The 24,328-nt window shown below is 65.1% G+C and carries 23 protein-coding genes; 11 read left to right on the top strand and 12 right to left on the bottom strand.

All coding sequences use genetic code 11. The features are described 5' to 3' along the window. Positions 1-30 precede the first annotated feature (30 nt). From pmbA to IE083_RS05840, 3 genes are read left to right on the top strand one after another with little or no spacing between them, the layout of a single operon-like run. Positions 31-1,383 (top strand): metalloprotease PmbA, encoded by a 1,353-nt coding sequence (gene pmbA / locus IE083_RS05850; RefSeq protein ID WP_189352691.1) that lies wholly within the window; start codon positions 31-33, stop codon positions 1,381-1,383. A 27-nt stretch (positions 1,384-1,410) separates the two neighbouring features. Further along, complete coding sequence (locus IE083_RS05845) at positions 1,411-2,553, top strand: patatin-like phospholipase family protein (protein WP_189352690.1); 1,143 nt, start codon at positions 1,411-1,413, stop codon at positions 2,551-2,553. Between the two features lie 57 nt (positions 2,554-2,610). Next, positions 2,611-3,105 carry a disulfide bond formation protein B gene (locus IE083_RS05840; protein ID WP_189352689.1) on the top strand — a complete coding sequence of 165 codons (495 nt, stop codon included), beginning with the start codon at positions 2,611-2,613 and terminating at the stop codon, positions 3,103-3,105. A 60-nt stretch (positions 3,106-3,165) separates the two neighbouring features. Here the strand turns inward: IE083_RS05840 and IE083_RS05835 are convergent, their stop codons facing one another. From IE083_RS05835 to ptsP, 6 genes are all read right to left on the bottom strand, one after another. Then, positions 3,166-3,336: a hypothetical protein gene (locus IE083_RS05835; RefSeq protein ID WP_170152108.1), complete on the bottom strand. Its 171-nt coding sequence runs from the start codon at positions 3,334-3,336 to the stop codon at positions 3,166-3,168. Positions 3,337-3,489: 153 nt separating this feature from the next. Then, a complete protein-coding gene (locus IE083_RS05830; protein ID WP_189352688.1) occupies positions 3,490-3,918 on the bottom strand; it encodes a BLUF domain-containing protein in 429 nt (142 codons plus the stop codon). Positions 3,919-3,928: 10 nt separating this feature from the next. Then, entirely contained in the window at positions 3,929-4,651 is a 723-nt protein-coding gene (gene folE, locus IE083_RS05825; protein WP_189352687.1) for a GTP cyclohydrolase I, read from the bottom strand. Between the two features lie 272 nt (positions 4,652-4,923). Continuing rightward, a complete protein-coding gene (locus IE083_RS05820; RefSeq protein WP_189352686.1) occupies positions 4,924-6,624 on the bottom strand; it encodes a fructose-specific PTS transporter subunit EIIC in 1,701 nt (566 codons plus the stop codon). Positions 6,625-6,667: 43 nt separating this feature from the next. After that, the gene (gene pfkB, locus IE083_RS05815; RefSeq protein WP_189352685.1) at positions 6,668-7,627 is read right to left on the bottom strand and encodes a 1-phosphofructokinase; all 960 of its coding nucleotides are present in this window, start codon (positions 7,625-7,627) and stop codon (positions 6,668-6,670) included. After that, a complete protein-coding gene (gene ptsP / locus IE083_RS05810; RefSeq protein WP_189352684.1) occupies positions 7,624-10,128 on the bottom strand; it encodes a phosphoenolpyruvate--protein phosphotransferase in 2,505 nt (834 codons plus the stop codon). The genes pfkB and ptsP overlap by 4 nt, the downstream gene beginning before the upstream one ends. A 159-nt stretch (positions 10,129-10,287) precedes the next feature. Here ptsP and IE083_RS05805 point away from each other — a divergent pair, with 159 nt between their 5' ends. Next, positions 10,288-11,268 carry a LacI family DNA-binding transcriptional regulator gene (locus IE083_RS05805; protein WP_189352683.1) on the top strand — a complete coding sequence of 327 codons (981 nt, stop codon included), beginning with the start codon at positions 10,288-10,290 and terminating at the stop codon, positions 11,266-11,268. 80 nt (positions 11,269-11,348) lie between these two features. Here IE083_RS05805 and IE083_RS05800 read toward each other — a convergent pair whose 3' ends face one another. From IE083_RS05800 to IE083_RS05790, 3 genes are read right to left on the bottom strand one after another with little or no spacing between them, the layout of a single operon-like run. After that, positions 11,349-11,996, bottom strand: coding sequence for a TetR/AcrR family transcriptional regulator (locus IE083_RS05800; RefSeq protein WP_189352682.1), 648 nt, complete (start codon positions 11,994-11,996; stop codon positions 11,349-11,351). Positions 11,997-11,998: 2 nt separating this feature from the next. After that, complete coding sequence (locus tag IE083_RS05795) at positions 11,999-12,859, bottom strand: mechanosensitive ion channel family protein (protein WP_189352681.1); 861 nt, start codon at positions 12,857-12,859, stop codon at positions 11,999-12,001. 17 nt (positions 12,860-12,876) lie between these two features. Continuing rightward, on the bottom strand, positions 12,877-14,487 hold the full coding sequence (locus tag IE083_RS05790; protein ID WP_189352680.1) for a peptide chain release factor 3: 1,611 nt from the start codon (positions 14,485-14,487) through the stop codon (positions 12,877-12,879). A 170-nt stretch (positions 14,488-14,657) separates the two neighbouring features. Here IE083_RS05790 and IE083_RS05785 point away from each other — a divergent pair, with 170 nt between their 5' ends. From IE083_RS05785 to IE083_RS05755, 7 genes are all read left to right on the top strand, one after another. Beyond that, on the top strand, positions 14,658-15,266 hold the full coding sequence (locus IE083_RS05785; protein ID WP_189352679.1) for a riboflavin synthase subunit alpha: 609 nt from the start codon (positions 14,658-14,660) through the stop codon (positions 15,264-15,266). 64 nt (positions 15,267-15,330) lie between these two features. Further along, on the top strand, positions 15,331-16,497 hold the full coding sequence (gene ribBA / locus IE083_RS05780; protein ID WP_229799625.1) for a bifunctional 3,4-dihydroxy-2-butanone-4-phosphate synthase/GTP cyclohydrolase II: 1,167 nt from the start codon (positions 15,331-15,333) through the stop codon (positions 16,495-16,497). Between the two features lie 45 nt (positions 16,498-16,542). After that, on the top strand, positions 16,543-17,010 hold the full coding sequence (gene ribH / locus IE083_RS05775; RefSeq protein ID WP_189352677.1) for a 6,7-dimethyl-8-ribityllumazine synthase: 468 nt from the start codon (positions 16,543-16,545) through the stop codon (positions 17,008-17,010). 34 nt (positions 17,011-17,044) lie between these two features. Next, entirely contained in the window at positions 17,045-17,494 is a 450-nt protein-coding gene (nusB, locus tag IE083_RS05770; RefSeq protein ID WP_189352676.1) for a transcription antitermination factor NusB, read from the top strand. A gap of 56 nt (positions 17,495-17,550) precedes the next feature. Continuing rightward, positions 17,551-18,492 carry a thiamine-phosphate kinase gene (thiL, locus tag IE083_RS05765; protein WP_189352675.1) on the top strand — a complete coding sequence of 314 codons (942 nt, stop codon included), beginning with the start codon at positions 17,551-17,553 and terminating at the stop codon, positions 18,490-18,492. Continuing rightward, positions 18,476-18,964 (top strand): phosphatidylglycerophosphatase A family protein, encoded by a 489-nt coding sequence (locus IE083_RS05760; RefSeq protein ID WP_189352674.1) that lies wholly within the window; start codon positions 18,476-18,478, stop codon positions 18,962-18,964. The genes thiL and IE083_RS05760 overlap by 17 nt, the downstream gene beginning before the upstream one ends. A gap of 64 nt (positions 18,965-19,028) precedes the next feature. Next, on the top strand, positions 19,029-20,720 hold the full coding sequence (locus IE083_RS05755; protein ID WP_189352673.1) for a sensor domain-containing diguanylate cyclase: 1,692 nt from the start codon (positions 19,029-19,031) through the stop codon (positions 20,718-20,720). Between the two features lie 139 nt (positions 20,721-20,859). On the opposite strand, the gene IE083_RS05750 is transcribed toward IE083_RS05755, so the two are convergent. The 3 genes from IE083_RS05750 to IE083_RS05740 all read right to left on the bottom strand — a co-directional run bounded on the left by IE083_RS05750 (position 20,860) and on the right by IE083_RS05740 (position 24,144). Beyond that, positions 20,860-22,185, bottom strand: coding sequence for a DEAD/DEAH box helicase (locus IE083_RS05750; RefSeq protein WP_189352672.1), 1,326 nt, complete (start codon positions 22,183-22,185; stop codon positions 20,860-20,862). A 299-nt stretch (positions 22,186-22,484) separates the two neighbouring features. After that, a complete protein-coding gene (locus tag IE083_RS05745; RefSeq protein ID WP_189352671.1) occupies positions 22,485-23,261 on the bottom strand; it encodes a hydroxypyruvate isomerase family protein in 777 nt (258 codons plus the stop codon). A gap of 1 nt (position 23,262) precedes the next feature. Further along, positions 23,263-24,144, bottom strand: coding sequence for an NAD(P)-dependent oxidoreductase (locus IE083_RS05740; RefSeq protein WP_189352670.1), 882 nt, complete (start codon positions 24,142-24,144; stop codon positions 23,263-23,265). Between the last annotated feature and the right edge of the window lie 184 nt (positions 24,145-24,328).

Below are 24,328 nucleotides of genomic sequence, written 5' to 3'. Positions count from 1 at the left end.
GCTATCGTTGACAGATTGAAGAAGGCTGCCATGTCAGAACAGATTTTTTCCTACAGCTCGCCCGAGCTGGAGTCCATTGCCAGCCGGATACTGGAGCTGGCGCGCACCGGTGGCGCTACTGCTGCGGAAACCGATATTTCAGAAGGCTGCGGCCATAGCGTGTCGGTACGCCTGGCACAAGTGGAGACCATCGAGTACAACCGCGACAAGGGCGTGTCGGTCACGCTGTATCTGGGCCAGAAAAAGGGCCACGCCAGCACCTCCGATTTTTCCGATGCCGCCTTGCAGGATACCGTCGATGCCGCACTGAATATCGCGCGCTATACCGCTGCCGACGATTGCGCCGGCCTGGCCGATCCGGCGCTGCTGCTGAAGGCGGAGCAGGATCGCGATCTTGATCTTTACCATCCGTGGAACCTGCCGGTGGAAAGCGCGATTGATCTGGCGCGCGAGTGCGAGGCCGCCGCGCGTGCGGTGGATGCCCGCATCCGCAATTCCGAAGGCGGTACCGTATCCACCCACGCTACCCGTCACTGCTACGCCAACAGCCACGGTTTCATCGGCAGCCAGACCACTACACGCCACAGTCTGTCGGTGGCGGTGATCGCCGGCAGCGGCGACAGCATGCAGCGCGACTACTGGTACAGTGCCGCGCGCTGCGCCGGTGATCTGCTGCCTGCGGCCAACGTTGGCCGCATCGCCGGCGAGCGCACCGTGCGCCGCCTCGACGGCCGCCGCATCAAGACCGGGCAGTACCCGGTGGTATTCGAGGCGCCGGTTGCCGGTTCGCTGCTCGGCCATCTGGTGCAGGCGGTCAGTGGTGGCAGCCTGTACCGCAAGTCCAGCTTCCTGCTGGATTCGCTCGGTACCGAGGTCTGCGCCGGCATTGTCACCATCGACGAAGATCCGTTCGTGTTGCGCGGCCTGGCCAGCGGTTGCTGCGACGACGAGGGGGTGGCGACGCGAGAGCGCCGGCTGGTGGACAACGGCGTGCTGCAGGGCTATTTCCTCGGCAGCTATTCGGCGCGCAAGCTGGGCATGCAAAGCACCGGCCATGCCGGCGGTCCGCACAACCTGACGGTGCAGCCGACGCTGGCCGGCGGTCTGGATGCGGTGCTGCAGCGCATGGGCAGCGGCCTGCTGGTCACCGAGCTGATGGGACAGGGCATCAATATGGTGACCGGCGACTATTCGCGCGGCGCCAGCGGCTTCTGGGTCGAGAACGGCGTCATTGCCTACCCGGTGGAAGAACTGACCATCGCCGGCAACCTGCGTGACATGCTGCAGCAGATCGACGCCGTCGGCGACGACATCGATCGCCGCGGCAGCCGCCATATCGGCTCGGTGCTGCTGTCGTCGATGATGGTTGCCGGCGAGGGTTGAGCGGGTATTTCGACAAGGGGGCAGGACATGACAAAACCTGTCGTGGGACTGGTGCTGGCCGGCGGCGGCGCGCGGGCAGCGTATCAGGTCGGGGTGCTGATGGCAGTGGCACGCATGCTGCCGCGCCATGCTGCCAGCCCGTTTCAGGTCATCAGCGGCACCTCTGCCGGGGCGATCAATGCTGTCGGTCTTGCCGCGGGGGCGCAGCATTTCCGCCGCACTACCGCACATCTGGTGCGGATGTGGCAGTCGGTACGGGTGCAGGATGTCTACCGCGTTGACGCGCCATACTTCGTCAAGGCCTTCCTGCAGTGGGGCGGTTCGCTGCTGACCGGCGGCAAGCTGGTGCATACGCCGCCCAGCTTTCTCGACAATCGCCCGCTGTATCACTATCTGGCGCGTACGGTGCAACTGGACGGCATTGAAACCGCCATCCAGAGCGGTGCGCTGCGTGCCCTGTCGCTGACAGCTTCCTGTTACACCACCGGGCAGTCGGTCAGCTTTTTCGAGGGCTGCGAGCAGGTCGAACCGTGGCATCGTCACCAGCGCTGTGGCCAGCGCGAGCGACTCAGCATCGAGCACCTGATGGCGACCTCGGCGATTCCGCTGATCTTTCCCTCAGCGCATGTGGATGGCCGTCATTACTGCGATGGCGCCATCCGCCAGATGGCGCCGCTGTCACCGGCGCTGCATCTTGGTGCACAGCGGCTATTCGTGATCAGTCTGGTCAATCATCAGGAGAAACATGCCGAGCGGCGGCAGGTGCAGCAGACGGCTGCGCCCAGCCTGGCGCAGATCTTCGGCCACTTGCTGGATAGTATCTTCATCGACAGCATGTCGGCGGACATGGAGCGCCTGGTGCGTGTCAACCATACCGTATCGCTGCTGGATGAATACACCCGCAACCACGGTACCGCACTAAGAAGGATCGAGGTATTCAATATCTCGCCGAGCGTCTCGCTGGACAGCATTGCCCACCGCCATTTCGACGGCTTCCCGGCGACAATGCGCTTCCTGCTGCGCGGCGCCGGTGCCATGCGCCAGCACGGTTCGGCACTGGCCAGTTATTTGCTGTTTCATCCGGCGTATGGCAAGGAACTGGTCGAACTGGGCTACAAGGATGCGTTCGCCAGGAAGAACGAGATCATGAACTTTCTGTCCGGGCATTAGTCCGGCTCATTCCGGTGCCGCCGCCGTGGCGGCATGGTTACTACCAAGGGGTCATTAATGAGTTTTCTGACGCGACGCCAGCTGTATGGCGTGATTGCGGCAATGTGTGCCGCCGCGATGGGCTATGCCCTGTATGCGCAGTATGTACTGGAGCTGGAGCCGTGCCCGCTGTGCATTTTCCAGCGCATCGGCGTGATTGCCGTCGGCAGCCTGGCACTGCTGGCCGCCATCTTCAATCCGCAAAGGTTGGCCGCAAAAGTGTGGTCGCTGCTGATTGCGCTGGCGGCAATTGCCGGGGGCAGCGTGTCGGCGTGGCAGGTATACCTGCAGCACCTGCCGCCAGAGCAGGTGCCGGCGTGCGGGCCGGGGCTGGATTACATGCTGGAGACGCTGCCGATGACCCAGGTGCTGGAGAAGGTGTTCAAGGGTAGCGGCGAGTGCGCCCGGATCGACTGGACTTTCCTCGGCCAGTCGATGCCGTTCTGGGTCGGGGCCTTCCTGCTGCTGACCTTGCTGCTGGCGCTGTACAACGGCTGGCGCCAGGCCCGCTAAATATCCGGCAAGGTCTCCAAAACACAAGGCGCCTGACGGATTCAGGCGCCTTGTTGCCGCTTACTGTTCGCGGGATTCTCGCTCCAGGCGGCGGCGTTCGATCTCGCGCCGGGCATTGGCATTGCGGATATCGCTGGGGCTGGTGCGCGGCATCGGCTTGCCGGTCAGTTCATTGCTGCGCATTTCGGCGCGGACCTGTACGAAATCGGATCTGGGATGAAAGCGTGCCATGGCATTTCTCCGGATTGTCTACTGGACGGTGCCCCCGATTAGAGCGGCTGCACATTGCTACTGTATTACATGTTTGACAGGGTTTTGGCAATTGGTGCCGTGTCATGTCGGCGGGTGTGCAAAAAGCCTGCCCCGCAGGGCAGGCCCGGTGACTCAGTGGCAGCGTCCGACAACGGCAGCAGTGGCGATCAGTTCTTCCAGCAGCGCCATTGATGCCGAGCCGCGTATGCTGAACGGATCGAGCAGCGGTTTTTCGGCAAAGCGCAGCAGCAGCGACGGGTTGACCTTGGCCAGGTTGACCTGACCCATGGTCCAGTTGGCGAAACGGCGCTCACGGATTTCCTCGAAATGCAGCAGCTCGACATTCTGGTGGCGCGGATCGCGCACGATGCTGTTGTACAGCGAGGATACCTCGGCGCGGCTGCCTTCCAGCACCTGGATGAAGATGTCGCCGCTATAGCACAGGATGCCGGTCAGGCCGCGCACCGGGTTGTGCTTGTGGGACTGGGCCAGGATGCTGTCGAGCACTTCCGCGCTGTAGGGCTGGGCGGCGCGGCTGGCGTAGAGCAGGCGAACGAGCATGGTAGTCTCCTCAGGCTTTCTTGTTGGGCAGCAGTGCCAGGAATTCGCGGCGCAGGTCCGGATTCTTCAGGAACGAGCCGCGCATCACGCTGTTGATCATCTTCGATTCCATATCCTTTACCCCGCGCCAGTTCATGCAGAAGTGGTCGGCTTCCATCACGATGGCGAGGCCATCAGGGTTCATCTTGTTTTGCAGCAGGTCGGCCAGCTGGATAACGGCTTCCTCCTGGATTTGCGGGCGGCTCATGACCCACTCCGCCAGGCGCGCATACTTGGACAGGCCGATCAGGTTTGAGTGTTCGTTCGGCATCACGCCGATCCACAGCTTGCCGAGAATCGGGCAGAAGTGGTGCGAGCAGGCGCTGCGCACGGTGACCGGGCCGACGATCATCAGCTCGTTGAGATGCTCGGCATTGGGAAACTCGGTGACCGGCGGCTCGGCAACGTAGCGGCCCTTGAACACCTCGTTGAGGTACATCTTGGCGACGCGGCGCGCGGTGTCCTGGGTGTTGTGATCGCTCTCGGTGTCGATGACCAGGCTTTCCAGCACCGCTTTCATCTTGTCCTGTACTTCGTCCAGCAGTTCTTCCATCTCGCCCGGCTCGATGAAGGCGGCGATATTGTCATTGGCGTGAAAACGCTGCCGCGACTGGCGGATACGTTCACGGATACGGGTTGATGCCGGCGCCTTGTACTGGGTTACGGCATCGTTTTTCTGGCTGTCGTTACTCACGCAGGATCTCCTGTGGCGTGGCTGCGGCACGCGGGGTAGTGCGCGCCAGTGGTGGGTGGCTGCTGCAGGCACGAACGGAGCGGCCGGCAGCCGGATCTGAGATGGCAATCCATGCCATATGGTGCCAATTATGCGTTCTTAAACAGGCGGGTCATAGTTTTCTGTAGCGCCGGCCTTGCATGGAGCATAGCCAATAAAATAACGGGCTGACCGCGTTGGCGGTCAGCCCGGCTGCAAAACGCAAGCAAGGGAGAGTAATCGTTACAGGGTGCTCAGTCGGCGCGCGCCTTCTTCAGCACGCCCAGCAGCACGGCGGTCAGCGCGGTGCCGGCCGCGAGGGCCACCAGATACATGCCGAGGTTGGTCACCGCATTCGGGATCGGCAGCACGAACACGCCGCCGTGCGGCACGCGCAGTTCGCAACCGGCGGCCATCGAGATGGCACCGGCCAGCGCCGAACCGGCCACCAGCGCCGGAATCACGCGCAGCGGGTCCTTGGCGGCAAACGGGATCGCGCCTTCGGTGATGAAGGAGATGCCCAGCACGCCGGCGGCCTTGGCGCCTTCACGCTCGTCGGCGGAGAAGCGGTTCTTGAACAGCAGCGCGGCCAGCGCGATGCCCAGCGGCGGCGTCATGCCGGCGGCCATCACCGCCGCCATCGGCGCGTACACCTGGCTTGCGAGCAGGCCGGTGGAGAAGGTGTAGGCCGCCTTGTTGATCGGGCCGCCCATGTCGAAGGCCATCATGCCGCCGAGGATCATGCCCAGCGCCAGCGCGCTGGAACCCTGCAAGCCCTTCAGCCAGTCGGTGACCACGCCCAGCGCCACCGCCACTAGCTGGCCCAGCACGTAGTACATCAGCAGGCCGACGATGGTGGTGCCCAAGAGCGGCAGGATCAGCACCGGCTTCAGGCCGTCGAAGTTGCGGCCGAGCTGGATCTTCTCGTTCAGGTATTTCACCGCGTAACCGGCGATGAAACCGGCGACGATGCCGCCAAGGAAGCCGGAGCCGATGGCGCTGGCGATCATGCCGCCGGCCATGCCCGGCGCGATACCGGGGCGGTCGGCGATGGAGTAGGCGATGTAGCCGGCCAGGATCGGCACCATCAGCGCAAACGAGGCCTTGGCGCCGATGGTGAACAGGGTCCAGCCGAGTGTGCCCTTGAACGCGTCCTCGTAAACGTAGATGCCGCCCAGCGCGAAACCCAGTGCGATCAGCAGGCCGCCGGTGACCACGAACGGCAGCATGAACGACACGCCGGTCATCAGGTGCTTGTAGGCGCCGCTGCGTTCCGACGCGGCGGCAACGTTGGCCGCAGCGCTGGCGGCGGCCTTGCCGTTGGCGGCGTGGGCGCGGGCCTCGACCTGCGCGCGCTTGATCAGCGCCTGGCCGTCATTGATGGCGGCCTTGGTGCCGCTGCTGAACACGCGCTTGCCGTCGAAACGTGACAGGTCGACCTGGGTGTCGGCGGCGATGATCACCAGATCGGCATCGGCGATGTCGCCGGCGGTGAGCGCGTTTTGCGAGCCGACCGAGCCCTGGGTCTCGACCTTGATCTGGTGGCCCAGCTGCTGCGCGCCCTGGGTCAGGCCTTCGGCGGCCATGAAGGTGTGCGCGATGCCGGTCGGGCACGAGGTGATGGCGACGATGCGCAGCGTGGTCGCCGGTGCGTGCGCACCCAGCGCCTTGCCGATCACCGCGGCGGCATCGGCCAGCACCGCCTCCAGCGACGAACTGTGTGCGGCTTTGCCGCCCAGGCGGGCCAGATCGGCGTCGCCTTCGGCAATCACGATTGCCGCGTCGGCGCCGGCGATGTAGCCGCCGTCCAGCAGGCCCTGCACGCCCTGTGCATTGCGGATTTCAATGCTGATCTGGTGGCCGGCCTGGGTGGCGGCCTTGCGTAGCGCCTCGGCGGCGAGTTGGCCCTGCGCCACCCGCTGCGGGCAGGCGATGATGGCCAGAATGGTGGACATGGCGAATCTCCTCTTTGTGTATGCCGGATCGGCTTGTGTGTGCTTACTTGGTGATGCTGTTGACCTGGATGCGCTCCGCCAGCTGGCGGACCTCCTGGTGTGACGGCAGATTGGGGCCGAACTGTCCCAGCTTGGCGGCGGCAAAGGCCATGCCCAGACGCAGCACCTCCGGCCACGCCAGCTGCGCGCTCAGCGCCGCCACCAGGCCCGCGACCAGCGCATCGCCGGCGCCGACACTGCTGTGGATGTCGCTGAGCGTCAGCGGCTCGGCAAACCAGCAGCCGTCGGCGCAACAGAGCAGGGCACCGTCGCTGCCCAGCGACACCACCACCACGGCGATGCCGCGCTGTTGCAGCTCGCGGGCGGCGGCGACCAGCTGGTCGCGGCTGGCCAGCGTGCGGCCAAGGTATTGTTCCAGTTCGTACCGGTTGGGCTTGATCAGCCACGGCAGCTCGTCTGGTGGCAATGCCAGTGCCTGTTGCAGCGCGGTGCCGCTGCTGTCGAGCAGCACACGGGCGCCGAGGCTGCGTAGCTGGCGGCAGAATTGCGCCCAGCTGTCGTCGCCGATGCCGGCGGGCAGGCTGCCGGCCAGTACCACGTAACGGTCGGCGTCGGCCTGCTCGTCCAGCAGCAGCTGCAGGCGGTCGAGCGCTTCCTCGTTGGCCGTCATGCCCGGCAGGTTGATGTCGGTGGTGTCCAGCGTGCTGCGGTCGACCAGCTTGATATTGGTGCGGGTACTGCCGGCGACGCGGATGAAGGCATCGCGGATGCCCTTGCCGGCAAACAGGTTCTCGAATGGCGCGGCGTTGTCGCGGCCGAGCAGGCCGCTGGCGATCACCGGCACGCCCCAGTCGGCGAGGCAACTGGCGACGTTGACGCCCTTGCCGCCGGCGTTGACGTGCACCGCGCCGGCGATGTTGACCGCGCCGGGGTGCAGCGCGTCCAGCGTCACCGTCTGGTCGATGGCCGGGTTCAGTGTCACGGTGATGACCGTTGCGCTCATGCTGTGGCTCCGGTCAGCGCGCGCACTTCGGCGGCGCTGTCGCAATTGAGGGCACGCTGCGCCAGCTGCTGCAGCTCGGCAAGGTTGGCCGCACGGATGCTGGCCTTGGCGCCGGGGATGTCGCGCGGGCTCATCGACAGCTCGGCCACGCCGAGGCCGGTGAGGATGGCCGCGCCCAGCGGATCGCCGGCCATACCGCCGCAGACGCCGACCCAGCGGCCGTGGGCATAGGCCCCGGCCACGGTCTGCGCGATCAGGCGCAGCACCGCCGGGTGCAGGCTGTCGGCTTCTGCCGCCAGTTCCGGATGCTGGCGGTCGATGGCCAGCACGTACTGCGTCAGGTCGTTGGTGCCGACCGAGAAGAAGTCGACATGCTCGGCGAGGCGGTCGGCCATGGTGGCGGCCGCCGGCACTTCCACCATGATGCCCAGCGGCACCGCCGGCGCATTCAGTGCCGCGCGCACCTGTTCGCACTGCGCGCGCAGCGCCTTCACCTCGGCCAGGGTGCTGACCATCGGGAACATGATCGACAGCGGGCCGTGGCTGGCGGCGCGGTACAGCGCGCGCAGTTGCGGCAGCAGCAGGTCCGGGCGGCGCAGCAGCAGGCGCACGCCGCGCACGCCGAGGAAGGGGTTCTCCTCGTGCGGCAGCTTGAGGTAGGGCACCTGCTTGTCACCACCGATGTCCAGTGTGCGGATCACCAGCGGCTTGCCGTCCAGCGCAGCGAGCATGCCGCGATAGGTCTGGTACTGCTCTTCTTCATCGGGTGCGCTGTCGCGCTCCAGGAACAGGAACTCGGTACGCATCAGGCCGACACCCTCGGCCCCGGCCTGCAGCGCGGCGGCGACCTGCTCCGGACGGTTGACGTTGGCCGCCACCTCGATCCGGCGCGCGCCGTCGGCGGTGACGGCCGGCTGCTGCGCGGCGCTGGCGGCCTGCTGCTGCTTGTCGCGCTGCGCCTGCTGCCACTGCTGCGCGCTGGCGAGGTCTTCGTCGCTGGCGTTGAGATAGATGGTACCGCTGTCGCCATCGACGATCAGCGTGGCGCCGTCCCGGATGTCCAGCACCGCGGCGCCGGCGGCGACCACCGCCGGCAGGTCCAGCGTGCGCGCCAGAATGGCGGTGTGCGAGGTCGGGCCGCCCTGGGCGGTGACCAGCGCCAGTGTTTGCTGCGGATTGAGGGTGGCGGTGTCGGACGGGGCCAGATCGTTGGCAATCAGGATTTCGTTGTGGCCCAGGGTCTTGGTGCCATCCTGCAGCTGCAGGTCCGGCGCCAGCCGGGCCAGCACGCGGCGGCCGACATCACGCAGATCGGTGGCGCGCGCGGCCAGCAGCGGGTTGCCCAGCGCCGCCAGACGGTCGGCGAGGCGTTGCACCGCCTCGTGCCACGCCCAGGCCACGCCGTGGCCTTCGACCATCAGCTGGCAGGTGAGGGTAATCAGGTCGGTGTCGGACAGCAGTTCGGCCTGCGCCAGGAAGATGCTGCCCTCGGTCTTGCCGAGGCGGCGGGTGGTGTCTGCGGCCAACGTTTGCAGCTCTTCGCGGGTGGCCTGCAGCGCGCCCTCCAGCAGGTCGCCGTCGTAGCCCAGCGTGGCCGGGATGTCCGGCACCTGGATCGCCTGCGGCTTCATCACCCGCGCCTGGCCGATCACCAGCCCCGGGCTGGCGCTGATGCCGCGCAGCGCCAGCACCTTGCCCGGCGCCTGCCAGTGCTGGCGCTTGGCATTGGCGGCGGCCTTGCGTGCCGCTTCGGCGTCGGCCACTTCCTGCGCGGTCAGCTGGTTGGCGGTCGCCAACAGCGCGTCCAGTGCCGCGGCGGCGTCGGGGCCGTCGGCGGAGAAGTGCAGCTGGTGGCCGAATTCGGCGCCGATCTGCAGCAGGCCGATCAGGTTCTTGGCGTCGGCCACCTCGTTGCCGTTGCGCACCTGCAGCGTGGCGGCAAAGCGGCGCGCCTGCTCGGTCCATAGCCGTGCCGGTCGCGCGTGCAGGCCGTTGGGGTAGTTCATCTGCCAGCTGAGGCTCAGCCCCAGGTCACTGGAGGCGGCTTGCGGCGCGACCGGTGCCACCGCGCTGTCGTCCAGCGCGCTGATCAGCGCGTAGGGGTCGGCGGTGGTGAACAGCTCGCCCAGCCGTGCCTCGTCCTGCAGCAGGCGGGTCAGGCGGCGCAGCAGCGCGATGTGCTCGTCGGATTGCGCGGCGATGGCGATGACCAGATGCACGCGCTGGCCGGGGTTCCACTCCACGCCTTCCGGTACCTGCAGGATGGCGATGCCGGTTTCGTTGATCAGGTGGCGGTCCTCGATCATGCCGTGCGGAATGGCGACGCCATGACCCAGAAAAGTATTGGCAACGGTTTCGCGGCGCAGCAGGCTGTCGATGTAGGCGGGGGCGATGCGGCCGGCCCTGGCCAGTAATTCTCCTGCCGCCTTGATTGCAATGGTTTTTTCGCTGGCGCTGGCGCCAAGCTGGATCAGTTCGTTGCGGATAATCTGGGCAGTCATGGCATCCTGTCTCCGGTGTGTTTTTCTGTATCGCTGGCTGCAATTGAAATCGATACCACTTTTTGTGTCAATATTTGTCGCACGATTGGTGGTAGCATTTCGACAAAATTGTCAGACGGGCCAGGCATGGCCTGATGAAATCGATTCCGGAGCAGGCGAGTGGCAAAGATCAAGGATGTGGCAGCAGCGGCGGGTGTGTCCCCGTCAACCGTCTCCAGGGTGTTGTGCAACGGCCCGGTCAGCGACAAGGTGCGCAAGCGGGTCGAGGCGGCGATGGCCAGGCTGGATTACCGCCCCAATCTGGCGGCGCGGCGGCTGCGCTCGCAGCACACCGACACGATAGGATTGATCGTGTCGGATATCCGCAACCCGTTCTTTACCGCGGTCAGCCGCGCGGTGGAGGACGAGGCCTACCGCAACGGCATGCGCGTGATCCTGTGCAACACCGACGAAAACCCGGACAAGGAAGCGATGTACCTGCGCCTGATGCAGGAAGAACGCGTGACCGGCGTGATCTTTGCGCCGACACGACAGGCGGTGGCCGGCATCGACCAGCAGGCGTTGGGTTTCCCGGTGGTGATGATCGACCGTATCAACGCCGATGCCGCTACCGATGCGGTGGTGCTGGACAACCGCCGCGCCGCGGCGCAGCTGGTCGGCCACCTGCTGCAGCAGGGCTACCGCCACATCGGCGGCCTGTTCGGCAATACCAGCAACACCGGCACGGAGCGGCACGCCGGTTTCAGCGAGGCGCTGCAGCAGGCCAGCCTCGCCGCGCCGGCACGGTTCGTGGCGCCCAGTGTGGAGGCGGCGGAGCAGGCGGTGCTGCAGTGGCTGGCCGAGCCGGCGCGGCCGCAGGCGCTGCTGGTCAGCAACGGCGTGCTGCTCTTGGGCGCGGTGCGTGCGCTCAAGTCCGCCGGCCTGCGCTGGCCGCAGGATGTGGCGCTGGTCGGCTTCGACAACGAGGTGTGGACCGACCTGCTCGGCGACGGCCTGACCGTGGTCGAGCAGCCGGTGAACGAGATCGGCCGTACCGCGATGACGATGCTGCTGGAGCGACTTAACGAGCCGGAACGCAGCCAGCGTATCGTGGTGCTGCAGGGCCGGCTGGTGGTGCGCGGCAGCAGCCTGCCGCAGTAACACGCTTCGGCACATCAAAAACATTGCGGCCAACCTTGTGCAAGGTTGGCCGCAATGTTTTGCCGGAGCCGGCTTGCCGCTCAGCCGTGCAGGTGGCGTGCCAGCAGCAGCTGGAAGGCGGGCAGGAATTCGCTGCTGACGTAGGGTTTCAGCAGTGCCAGCACCTGGCGCACGCCGCGATGGCCGGAGGCCTCGTTGATCGGTTCGCTGGGGCGTGCGGTCTGCTCGAAGGCGAACCAGAATTTCACCACCAGCCAGATGTTGACCGATACCGCCTCGATGTCTTCCAGCGCCATTTTCAGCAGCCCCAAGCGGATGAACTCGCGGAAGTGGCCTTCCAGTATTGTCGTCAGCTCGGTGTTGACGAACTGGTGGTAGTCGCGCTGCAGCTGCGGGTTGCGCGTCATCAGCCCCGGCAGGTCGTAGAACATGAAGCGGAAGCGCCACATTGCCTCGAACGCGGTGTCCAGATAGTTGGCGAGGTCGGTAATGTCCATCGCCCGGTCTTGCGGCACCGCCAGCCGCTCGGTGATGAAGCCACGATAGAGCAGGAAAATCTGGTAGACGATCTCTTCCTTGTTGCGGAAGTGGTAGTACAGATTGCCGGGGCTGATGCCGAGGTGGGCGGCGATGTGGTTGGTGGTGATGCTGCGCTCGCCGTGCTCGTTGAACAGGGTCAGGCTCTCCTGCACGATGCGGTCGTAGGTCTTGATGCGGTTTTTTTGCATGGTCAATCCGCGGCGGATGCCGCCGTGTGCGGTTCTGTTTCCGGGAAGCACTCGAACATGAAGCGGCGCAGAATCGCCTGTTCGATGCGCTGCCGCTCGCGTGGCGGCAGCGCGATGCGGGCGATCAGCCGGTATTCCTTTTCGCTGGCCGGCTGCAGCGAGATGCGCGGCTCCACCGACGGCGTATCCATCAGCAGCTTGCTTTCCAGCATCGCCATGTGCGCGCGGGCCCCCTCCAGGTGCGGTGCGCAAATCTCGTTGGCGATCTCCTGCAGCAGGCGCTCCGCCCGGGCCGGACGCACGCTGTACGGCAGCGGAATGGTGATGATGTGCATCACGTAGTCGCCGGTGAAGTTCTCGCGTGCCACCGCCTGCGTCAGCAGCAGGCTGTTGGGGAAATTCAGCGAGCGGCCGGTGGCCTGGTGCGCATCGTGGCGCGGGCCGATCTCGATGATGGTGGTGCTGAGCATGGTGATGTCCATCACCCGGCCGCGGATGGTACCGATCTCGATGATGTCGCCCAGCTCATAGCTGCCCGACATCGAACGCACCAGCCCGCCGCCGAGGCACATCAGCAGTTCCTTGGTGGCCACCACCAGCGCCGCGGTGAACGCCACCATCGACAGCGCGATGGTCTGCAGCTCGCGCGCCCAGATGGTGACGAAGCCGGCCAGGCCGATGATGATCAGCGCGTTGCGGATGTTGATCATCCAGCGGCGGCGCGTGTCCACCGGCACCCGCGGGTTGGCCGCAATGGTGCGCACGATGCTGCCGTAAACCAGCAGCAGCACCACCACCAGCACCGCGGAGCGGAAGAAATCCGAACCGTAGCTGTGCATCAGCGAGACTAGCCAGGCGGGCATCAGCGCATCCCCCGTCATCAGTCGTTCAGTTTCACCGCGTGTTCACGCGTTTCGTGGAACACGATATCCGGCCAGCGTTCCTGCGTCAGCGCCAGGTTGACGCGGTTGGGGGCGAGGTAGGCGAGGTTGCCGCCGGCGTCGGTGGCGATGTTCATCGCCAGTGCGTCGCTGAATTCGTCCAGCTTCTTGCGGTTGTCGCAGCTGAACCAGCGCGCCGACCAGATATTGCACGACTCGAACACGGCGTCCACGCCGTACTCTGCGGCCAACCTTGAGGCTACCACTTCGAACTGCAACACGCCGACCGCGCCGAGGATCAGGTCGCCGCCGCTGTGCGGCTTGAACACCTGCACCGCGCCTTCTTCGCCCAGCTGCTGCAGGCCTTTTTGCAGCTGCTTGAGCTTGAGCGGGTTCTTGATGCGCACGCTGCGGAACATTTCCGGCGCAAAGAACGGGATGCCGGTAAAGGTCAGCTCTTCGCCCTCGGAGAAGCTGTCGCCGATCTGGATGTTGCCGTGGTTGGGGATGCCGATGATGTCGCCGGCAAACGCCTCTTCCACGATCTCGCGGTCGTGCGACATGAAGGTCACCACGCTGGAGGCGGCGATGTCGCGGTTCAGGCGCAGGTGCTTCATCTTCATGCCGCGCTCGAACTGGCCGGAGCACACGCGCAGGAAGGCGATGCGGTCGCGGTGTTTCGGGTCCATATTGGCCTGGATCTTGAACACGAAGCCGGAGAACTTGCCCTCGGTCGGCGCCACGTCGCGCACGGTGGCGTCGCGGTGCTGCGGCGCCGGTGCCCAGTTGATCAACGCGTCCAGGATCTCGCGCACGCCGAAGTTGTTGATCGCCGAGCCGAAGAACACCGGCGTCAGTTCACCTGCCAGGAATTCGTCCAGGTTCCACTCGTTGGAGGCGCCCTTGACCAGTTCGATCTCCATGCGCAGCTGTTCCATTTCCAGCGGGAACAGCTCGTCCAGACGCGGGTTGTCGATACCCTTGATGATCTCGATGTCGCTGATCAGCTTCTCGCTGCCGGCTTCGAACAGGATCACCTCGTCGGACAGCAGGCTGTACACGCCGCGGAAGGCCTTGCCCATGCCGATTGGCCAGGTGATCGGCGCGCAGCGGATCTTCAGCACGTTCTCGACTTCGTCCAGCAGCTCCAGCGAATCGCGCACTTCACGGTCGTACTTGTTCATGAAGGTGACGATGGGGGTGTTGCGCAGGCGGCAGACGTTCAGCAGCTTGATGGTCTGCTCCTCCACGCCCTTGGCGGCGTCGATCACCATCAACGCGCTGTCCACCGCGGTCAGCACGCGGTAGGTGTCCTCGGAGAAGTCCTGGTGGCCGGGGGTGTCCAGCAGGTTGACGGTGTGTTCGCGGTAGTCGAACTGCATCACGCTCGACGCGACCGAAATGCCGCGCTGCTTCTCGATTTCCATCCAGTCGGAGGTGGCGAACTTGCCGCCTTTCTTGCCCTTGACGGTGCCGGCCATCTGGATCGCGCCGGAGAACAGCAGCAGTTTTTCGGTCAGCGTGGTTTTGCCGGCGTCGGGGTGGGAAATGATGGCGAAGGTGCGGCGACGGGCCACTTCGGCGGCAATGCGGATCAGTTCGGCGGACATGGATGCTCGTCTGGTAAAGATTCGGAAAAACAGGCGATTGTACTGGATTTCGGCCGGCTTTTGCGCACCGGCATGCGACCTTGCGGCCAACCTTGCCGGCAGCGAGGTCGGATTTTGCGCTGCAACGCGGTACAATCGATGATCGTTTGTCCTGAAATGAAGGCAAAACCATGTTTACCGGCATTGTGCAAGGCATGGCGCGCATCGTCGCCATCGAAGAAAAAACCGCATTCCGCAGCCACCGGCTGGCGCTGCCAGCCGCATTGCTACCCGGCCTGCAGATCGGCGCCTCGGTGGCACACAACGGCTGCTGCCTGACCGTGACCCACATCGACGGCGACGAGGTCAGCTTCGACCTGATGGCCGAGACCCTGCGCCTGACCAATCTTGGCGCGCTGAAGGTCGGCGACCGGGTCAACGTCGAGCGCGCGGCGAAGTTCGGCGACGACATCGGCGGCCACGCGATGTCCGGCCACATCATGGCCACCGCCACAGTCACCGAGGTGACCAGCAGCCCGGACAACCGCACCGTATGGTTCCGCCTGCCGGCGGAACTGGCCAAATACGTGCTGAAGAAGGGCTATATCGGTATAGACGGCTGCAGCCTGACCATAGGCGACGTATCGGGCGACACCTTCTGCGTGCACCTGATCCCGGAAACGCTGCAGCGTACGCTGATGGGCGTGCGCCAGGCCGGCGACATCGTCAATATCGAGATCGACCCGCAGACCCAGGCCATCGTCGACACCGTGGAACGGGTACTGGCGGCGCGCGCATGACGCGCTGCGGCCAAGGTTGGCCGCAACAACAGATTACAGGCGCGCGGACGCACCCCGTCCGCGCATGAATGTTACGCAGCAAGTCTGGCACGCACGGCGTGCGGGAGAACACAGCATGAGCATTTCCCCGGTTCAAGAAATTATCGCCGACATCAAGGCCGGCAAAATGGTGGTCCTGATGGACGCCGAAGACCGCGAAAACGAAGGCGACCTGGTGATGGCCGCCGAACGCGTGACGCCGGAGGCAATCAACTTCATGGCCAAGTTCGGCCGTGGCCTGATTTGCCTCACGCTGACCGAAGAGCGCTGCAAGCAGCTGAACCTGCCGATGATGGCCACCAACAACGGCACCAGCTTCGGCACCAACTTCACCGTGTCCATCGAGGCCGCCGAGGGCGTGACCACCGGCATTTCCGCCGCCGACCGCGCCCACACCACCCTGGTGGCGGTGGCACGCGACGCTCGGCCGACCGACATCGTGCAACCCGGCCACGTGTTCCCGCTCAAAGCGCAGAAGGGCGGCGTACTGGTGCGCGCCGGCCACACCGAAGCCGGCTGCGACCTGTCGCGTCTGGCAGGCCTGGAACCGGCATCGGTGATCTGCGAGATCATGAACGACGACGGCACCATGGCGCGCCTGCCGGAGCTGCTGGAGTTCGCCAAGGAGCACGGCCTCAAGGTCGGCACCATCGCCGACCTGATCCACTACCGCAGCCGCACCGAGTGCTTTGTCGAGGAAGTCGGCCAGCGGCTGGCGGAAACGCCGTTCGGCGCCTTCCAGCTGCACGTGTTCCAGGACGTATTGACCCGCGCCACGCACCTGGCGCTGGTTTGCGGCCAACCTTCTGCCGATACCGAAACGCTGGTGCGCGTGCACGAACCGCTGTCGGTGATGGACCTGCTCGACCCGATGGGCGGCAAGCACAGCTGGACCATCCCCAACGCGCTGGAAGAAATCGCGGAAAAGGGCTGCGGCGTGGTGATCCTGCTGCACCGTCCGGAGTCCGGCGCCGACATCCTGGCGCGTGCGCTGCCGGAACAGGCGGAAAGCACCGTCCGCCAGCGCTGGGACAGCAAGACCTTCGGCATCGGCGCGCAAATGCTGCGCGCGCTGGGCGTGGGCAAGATGAAACTGATGGCCTCGCCGATCAATCTGCCGTCGATGACCGGTTTCGGGCTGGAAGTCACCGGCTTTGCCCAACCTGAACACCTGCACGCCGATTTGGATTAAAATACGCCCCTTTTCGTGATTGGCTTTCGCCGCAAGGAGAACCGGATGCTGGACCAAGTAAACCGTATTGCCCCCGACCTGTCTGCCAACGGCCTGAAAATCGGTGTCGTCATGGGCCGCTTCAACGAGGTGGTATGCCACGGTCTGCGCGATGCGTGCTTGTCCGAGCTGGTGGCACTGGGCGTGAATCCCGCCGACATCACCCTGGCCACGGTGCCGGGTGCACTGGAAGCGCCGCTGGTGCTGCAAACCATGGCCAGGTCCGGCCGCTTTGACGCGCTGATCGCACTGGGTGCGGTGATCCGCGGCGAGACCTATCACTTCGAGCTGGTATCCAACGAATCCGGCGCGGGCGTCACCCGTGTCGGTCTCGATTTCGACATCCCGATCGCCAATGCCATTCTGACCACCGAAACCGACGAGCAAGCCGAAGTGCGCATGTTGGTGAAGGGGCGTGAAGCCGCGCAAGTGGCGGTCGAAATGGTCAATCTGCACAAGACCCTGCGTGGCTGAGCCGCGCCTGTTCTTTAAATAAAGGAAGCCGTACATGAAAACCGCACGCCGCCGTGCCCGCGAATACGCTGTCCAGGGCATCTACGAGTGGCAGCTGAATGCTGACCGTCCCGCGTCGCTGATCGAAAAACACCTGCGCGAGAATGATTACTTCGTCAAGGCCGACGAAGCGCTGTTCCGTGAAATCCTGTTCGGCGTCCTGCGCGACGTGGCCGATCTGTCGAAACGTCTGCAGCCGTACTACGACCGTGACGAGCAGGAAGTCAGCCCGGTCGAACGCGCCATCATGCTGATGGCCGCCTTCGAGCTGTGCTCGCACCCGCAAACGCCGTACCCGGTGATCATCAACGAGGCGATCGAGATCGCCAAGACCTTCGGCGGCACCGACGGCCACAAGTTCGTCAACGGCGTACTGGACAAGTTTGCCGCCGACGTGCGTGCCGACGAAGTGCAGGCCATCCGCAGTCGTCGTCAGGGTGCCTGAGCACTGCTTGCTTCCATGCCACACCCGCCACGGCGGGTGTTTTTATTTGTCACGCCATGAATGAATTCGAACTGATCCGCCGCCACTTCACCCAGACGGCACCGGACGCCGTGCTCGGCGTCGGTGACGACGCCGCCATCGTGCGCCCCAGCCCCGGCCACGACCTGCACGTGTCGGTAGACATGCTGGTGGCCGGGCGCCACTTTTTCCCCGATGTCGACCCCGAGGCGCTTGGCCACAAGACGCTGGCGGTCAATCTGTCCGACATGGCGGCGATGGGCGCCACGCCGCGCTGGGCGGTGCTGGCGCTGGCACTGCCGCAACTGGACGGCGCCTGGGTGGAAGCCTTTGCGCGCGGCTTTTTCGGGCTGGCGGCGCTACACGGCGTCAGCATTATCGGCGGCGACACCACCCGCGGCCCGCTGACGCTGTCGGTGACCATCTTTGGCGAAACGCCGCATGGCCAGGCGCTGCGTCGTGACGCGGCACAGGCCGGTGACGACATCTGGGTGTCCGGTGAGCTGGGGCTGGCCGCCGCTGCACTGCAACAACGCCTCGGCCGGCTGAGCCTGGACCTGCCGCCCGAATGCCGCCGACAGCTGGAGTGGCCGCAGCCACGGGTGGCACTGGGGCGGGCCTTGCTCGGCATCGCCCATGCGGCGCTGGATGTTTCCGACGGTTTTGCCGCCGACCTGCACCACATTCTCGACCGCTCCGCCTGTGGCGCCGAGGTCTGGCTGGATGCCTTGCCGACCCATCCGGCCCTGCATGGCGCCCGCGCGCAGCTGCTGTCCTGCATCGCCGCCGGTGGCGACGATTACGAGCTGTGCTTCACCGCCAGCCCGGCGCGGGCCGATGCGGTGCTGGCGGCGGCACGTCAGGCCGGCGTGGCGGTGACCAAAGTTGGCCGCATCGTGGCCGAGCCGGGTTTGCGGCTGCTGGATAGTCACGGCGCCGCCGTGACCCTGGAAAGGCTGGGCTATGACCACTTCGCGTAAACCGGACCTTGCCTTTTTGCTGGCGCGGCCGGCGCACTTTTTGGCGCTGGGCTTTGGCAGCGGCCTGATCACCCCGGCGCCCGGCACCTGGGGCACGCTGGCGGCATTGCCGCTGGCCGCGCTCTTGTTGTGGCTAGGCGTCAGCGGCGGGATGCTGGCGCTGCTGACGCTGCCGCTGTTCCTGCTTGGCATCTGGCTGTGCGACGTCACCGGCCGTGCACTGGGGGTGGCCGATTCCGGCCACATCGTGTGGGACGAGATCGTGGCCATGCTGCTGGTGCTGGCGCTGGTGCCGGCCACGCCGCTGTGGTGGCTGCTGGCCTTTGCCGCCTTCCGCCTGTTCGACATCGTCAAGCCGTGGCCGATCCGCTGGCTGGACCGCCACGTGCACGGCGGCTTCGGCGTGATGCTGGATGATGCCATTGCAGCACTGTTTGCAACACTATTATTACGATTGATACCGATGCTGTAGCAGATATCTTGTTACCGGCATGACATATCCGTAATATGCCAAAACTTTTTCTCGGGTTACGGATATGCAGAACGTGCTTGATGATGGCCTGATGGCGCTGCTGCACACTGCGGCAGAGCCCTGGCTGGTACTCGATGCGCAACAGCGCTTGCATGCCTGCAATCCGGCAGCCGCACAGCTGTTGGGCGAGACGGCAGTCATCGGCATGCACCTGCCCGTTGCTGCCCGTTTCGGGGAATGGCAAGGAGCACCATTGCCGGCAGACATGCTGCCGTGCCTGCTGGGACCGCACCTGTTCGGCCTGCTACCGTGCCTGCAGACGGCGGCATTGGCTGCCTGCCGCCTTGTGCCGCTGCAAGACTGGCACGAGCAGGAGCAGAAGCGTCGCCGGCGCGAGCACTACCTGCAAATCCTCTCCGACCTGGCTGCCTCCGGCGAGAAAAACCGCCTGCACCGGCTGGATTTCGCGCTGGCCATCGGGGCCGAGGCGCTGGGGATGGAAGTTGCGTTCGTGGCACAGCGCAAGGCCGAGCAGCTGGAGATCATTGCCTGCCATGCCGGTGACGGCCTGGAGCGCGGCAAATTCCTGCCGCTGGATCTCACCTATTGTGAACGTACCTTGCAGAACGGCCAGCTGCTGTGCCTGCCAGACGTGCTGGAAACGGCGCTGGCCGATAGTGCCTGCTACCGTGAATTCCGCTACCGCGCCTATATCGGCGTGCCGTTGCTGGTGCAGGGACGCATCTTTGGCACGCTGGCTTTCTGCGCCAGTATGCCGCGGGCGCCGTTTTCCGATGCCGATGCCGAATTCGTACAGCATCTGGCACGCTGGGCGGCGCTGGTGGTGGAGCGCAAGCAGGCCATCGACGAGGCGCAGCAGGTGCAGCAGGCGATGGCGGAGCAGCTGGGCTGGCTGCGGCTGGCGGGGCAGGTGGCCCGCTTGGGGCACTGGAGCTACGCGCCGCAGGATGGGCAGGTATCGCTGTCGGAAGAGGCTTGCCGCCTGCTGACCGTTGCGCCGCGCCCGCTATTGCCGCTGGTGGAAGTGGAGCGCCGTATGCTGGTGCAGGATCGCCAGCACTGGCGTGCGGCCCTGCAGCACAGTCTGCAGCAGCGCACGCCAGTGGCGCTGGAGGTGCGCCTGCGTCATGGAGACAGTGGTTATCGCTGGCTGGCACTGCGGGCGCAGGTGGTGGAGCGCGATGGCGAGCCGCTGCTGTTTGGCGTGCTGATGGATGTCACCGATGCCAAGGAGTCGCAGCAGCTGATCCAGTACCAGGCCTCGCACGACGCATTGACGGGTTGCATCAATCGTACCCTGCTGTTCGACCGGCTGGAGCAGGAAATCCGCCGTGCCGAACGCCTGCGTCAGCAGTTCGCGGTGATGTTTGTCGATCTGGACCGTTTCAAACAGGTCAATGACCGCTATGGCCATGCCGCCGGTGACAAGGTGCTGCGAACCATCGCTGACCGGCTGATGGCCTTGTTGCGTCGCTCCGATACCGTGGCACGGGTCGGTGGTGACGAGTTTGTGCTGCTGATTCCGCAAATCAGTGATGAGCATGCGCTGAAGGCGCTGGCGCACAAGGTGGAAATGGCCATCAACCGGCCGGTGCGTGACGAGGATGTGCTGTATCGCATCTCTGCCAGTATCGGTGTGGCCCTGTATCCGGAGGATGGCGATGAACCGGAATTGCTGCTGAGCGCCGCCGACCGCAAGATGTATTCCGACAAGTCTGCCATCGTGCGCCCCTGAGAACCTGTTCTAAGGTCGCGCGCGCGACAAGGCGAAAACGGCTGAGAAAGCGGAGTTGACATGGGGTCAATGAGTACATCAAGGTTGGCCGCAGATAAAAAAATCCCCGATGTGTGCATCGGGGATTTTTGTTGCCGGCTTATTCGGCGCGTGGCGCGCGGTTGCTGCTGCTGCCGCCTTGGCGTGGGCCGCTGCTGCTGCGGCGGTCGCCGTAGCCGCCACGGTTGCCACCGTAGCCGCCGCCCGGTTTGCGGTCACCGTAGCCGCCGCCGTTGCCGCGACGCGGGCCGTTGTTGCGGGCACCGGCCGGACGGCCTTTGGGCGGACGACGGGTCGGTTCCAGACCAGGAATCACGGCTTCGGTCAGCGAGCGCTTGATGTACTGCTCGATACGGCGCACGCGGTGGAATTCGCGCGACTCGGCGATGGTGATCGCCACGCCGCTGCGGCCGGCACGACCGGTACGACCGATACGGTGCACGTAGTCTTCCGCCTGCTTCGGCAGGTCGTAGTTCACCACCAGGCCGATGGCCGGCACGTCGATACCGCGGGCGGCCACGTCGGTGGCAACCAGGATCTTGATGCGGCCGCGACGCAGGTCGTTCAGGGTGCGGTTACGCCAGTTCTGCGGCATGTCGCCGTGCAGGCAGGCAGCGGAGTAGCCCATGTCCGACAGCTTGTCGGCGATTTCTTCGGAGCCGATCTTGGTGGCGCTGAACACGATCGCCTGTTCGAAATCGGATTCTTTCAGGATGGCGTCCAGCAGACGGGCCTTGTGGACATTGTCGTCGGCGTAAAGCAGGTGTTCTTCGATGCTGCCGCCGTCTTCCTTGCGGGCAATCTCGATACGCTGTGGCGAGCGGGTCATCTTCTCTGCCATGCGGCCAACGGTGCCGTCCAGTGTGGCGGAGAACAGCAGGGTCTGGCGATCGGCCGGGGTGGCGGCAACGATGGTTTCGATGTCTTCGATGAAGCCCATGTCCAGCATGCGGTCGGCTTCGTCCAGGATCAGCATTTCCAGGCGGGAGAAGTCAACACGGCCGGAGCGCATGTGGTCCATCAGACGGCCGGGGGTGGCGACGATGATGTCCACCGGGCGCGACAGGGCGCGGGTCTGGAAACCGAACGAAGCGCCGCCGACCAGGGTCACGGTGCGCAACCAGCGCAGGTGTTCGCCGTAAACCTGGGCGTTTTTTTCTACCTGGGATGCCAGTTCGCGGGTCGGGGTCAGTACCAGGACGCGCGGGCCGTTGCCGGAGCCTTTGGAGCGCTCGCCCATCTTGGTCAGGGCCGGCAGCAGGAAGGCGGCAGTCTTGCCGCTACCGGTTTGTGCCGAAACCAGCAGGTCCTTGCCCAGCAGGGCGGCAGGAATGGCTTCGGCCTGAACGTCGGTCGGGCTTTCGTAGCCGGATTTGGTCAGTGCCTGAACGATGGGTTCCGGGAGTCCGAGTTCGGAGAAATGCATGGTGATCCTTTCAGTCCGGCTTGTGGCCGGTGCGTTAGCCCGCTAAGGGTTACAGGTCATCGAACCAACCTGACAAAGCGGCGAACTGCAGTCCGAACGGAAAGGACGAGGCGAGAAACGAAGCCAAAAACGGTCAGATACGATGAAATCGTGGAAGCTGGCGGCGCGGGTGATTCCGCTCAGCAAATCAGGAAAGGATGCATTGTACGGAAATTAATTATGTGTGGCAAGCGATTTTTGCCAACAGTTGCGGCAAGTGGCTGATTTTTAATCATGCTGCGCTGCAGCGACGGAAAAAATCAGTACCGGGCAGTCAGCCAGTGCAGGCTGCTCACCGTACTAGTGGCGGGCCTGTATTCGGCAGCACACCATCCGGTATAGCCAAGCTCGTCCAGCAGGGCAAAGATTTGCGCCAGCGGCAACGTTCCCGTGCCGGGTTCGTGGCGGCCGGGGCAGTCGGCAAACTGGATGTGGGCAGTCTGCGGCAGATATTGCGCCAAGGTGCCGGCCAGCTCCAGCTGCATCCGCGCCAGGTGGTAGAGGTCCAGCTGCATGCTGACATTGGGGTGTGCCGCCTCTGCCAGCACCGCGGCCAGCTCGGCCGGCGTGCTGGCCACGAAGCCGGGCATGTCGAGATTGTTGATCGCCTCGCACGTAACGTGGATGCCGTGCATCGCCAGTCGCTCGCCGGCCAGCGCAAGGTTGGCCGCAAGGGTCTGCCGTGTCTGCGCCGCGTCCTGCTGCGGATCGAAGCGGCCGGCCAGCACGTTGACCATGCGCACACCCAGTAGCTGTGCGTAGCGCTCGCCCTCGGCCAGTGCCGCCCGGAATGGCGCGGTGCGTGCCGGGTGGCTGGCCAGACCATAACCGCCGGCCATCAGGTCGCCGGCCGGCAGGTTGATCAGGATGATGTCGACCGCGGCCGCATCTGCGGCAGTGCGCAGCAGCGGCGCCGGATAATCGTAGGGAAACTGGATCTCGACCGCATCAAAGCCGGCGGCAGCGGCGGCGGCGAAACGCGCCGGCAACGGCAGCTCGGTAAACAGCAGCGACAGGTTGGCGGCAAAACGCGGCATCTCAGTGATCCTCACCATCGGGCAGATAGCAGGCAATCACCGTGCTCAGGTCCTGCTCCGCATAGCCGGCCGCGGCATGACGGGCCATCATGCCGGCTGCGAGGCTGGCCAGTGGCAGCGTTGCGTCGTGCTCGGCCGCCAGTTGGCGGGCATGGCCGAGGTCCTTGAGCAAGGTGGTCACCTTCCATTGCAGCGGCAGATATTGGCGCTGCGCCATGCGTGGCGCCAGTATCTGGAACGGCAGCGAGTCGGCGAAGCCGCCGGCCAGCGCCGCCGGTAGCAGGCTGGCGTCGATGCCGGCTGCCTCTGCCAGCTGCACCGTTTCGGCGATCAGCATCGCATTGCTGGCCACGATCAGCTGGTTGCAGACCTTGGCGACCTGCCCGGCACCATGGCTGCCGATGTGACTCAGCCGCTGCGACAGGCAGGCGGCAACGGGCTGCAGGCGGGCGATATCTTGCGGCAGGCCGCCAGCCATGATCACCAGCGTACCGTTTTCCGCACCGCGTACGCCACCGGACACCGGTGCATCGACCCAGGCGGCGCCTTGTTCGGCTGCCTGCTGCGCCAGTTGCCGGGTCAGCGCCGGCGACGTGCTGGAAAAGTCGACCAGCAACTGGCCGGGGCGCAGCCGTGTACGGATGCCGTCTTCCGCCCGCCACACTGCCTGCACCGCCTCGTCATTGGCCAGGCAGAGCATGATGATGTCGCTGTCGCGCACCAGTTCGCCAAGGTTGGCCGCAACCGCGGCGCCCGCCGCGCGCAGGCTGTCGGCCCTGGCGGCGGAGCGGTTCCATACCGTCAGCGGATGCCCAGCGGCCAGCAGACGCCGGCACATCGGCATGCCCATCAAGCCCAATCCGATAAAACCCAGCCTTGTCATGGTTTGTTTCCGGTATTCGTCATGCGAAAAAAAGCCGGCTTGGGGCCGGCGGCAAAGCACTTTTCAAAACAAGGGAAGGATGCTGGTGCCACTGCCGGCACACAAGCGTCCGCGCCTAGCATTGGATAGCGTCCGTCAAGGTGGTGTAAATTTCAGGGCCGAACTCCGGTCCGGTTTTCCAGGT

The sequence above is a fragment of the Vogesella fluminis genome, from assembly GCF_014652335.1.
In the GTDB taxonomy this organism is placed as follows: Bacteria; Pseudomonadota; Gammaproteobacteria; order Burkholderiales; family Chromobacteriaceae; genus Vogesella; species Vogesella fluminis.
The sequence above is the reverse complement of the archived record's forward strand: the minus strand, read 5'-3'. Positions and strand labels throughout refer to the sequence as shown.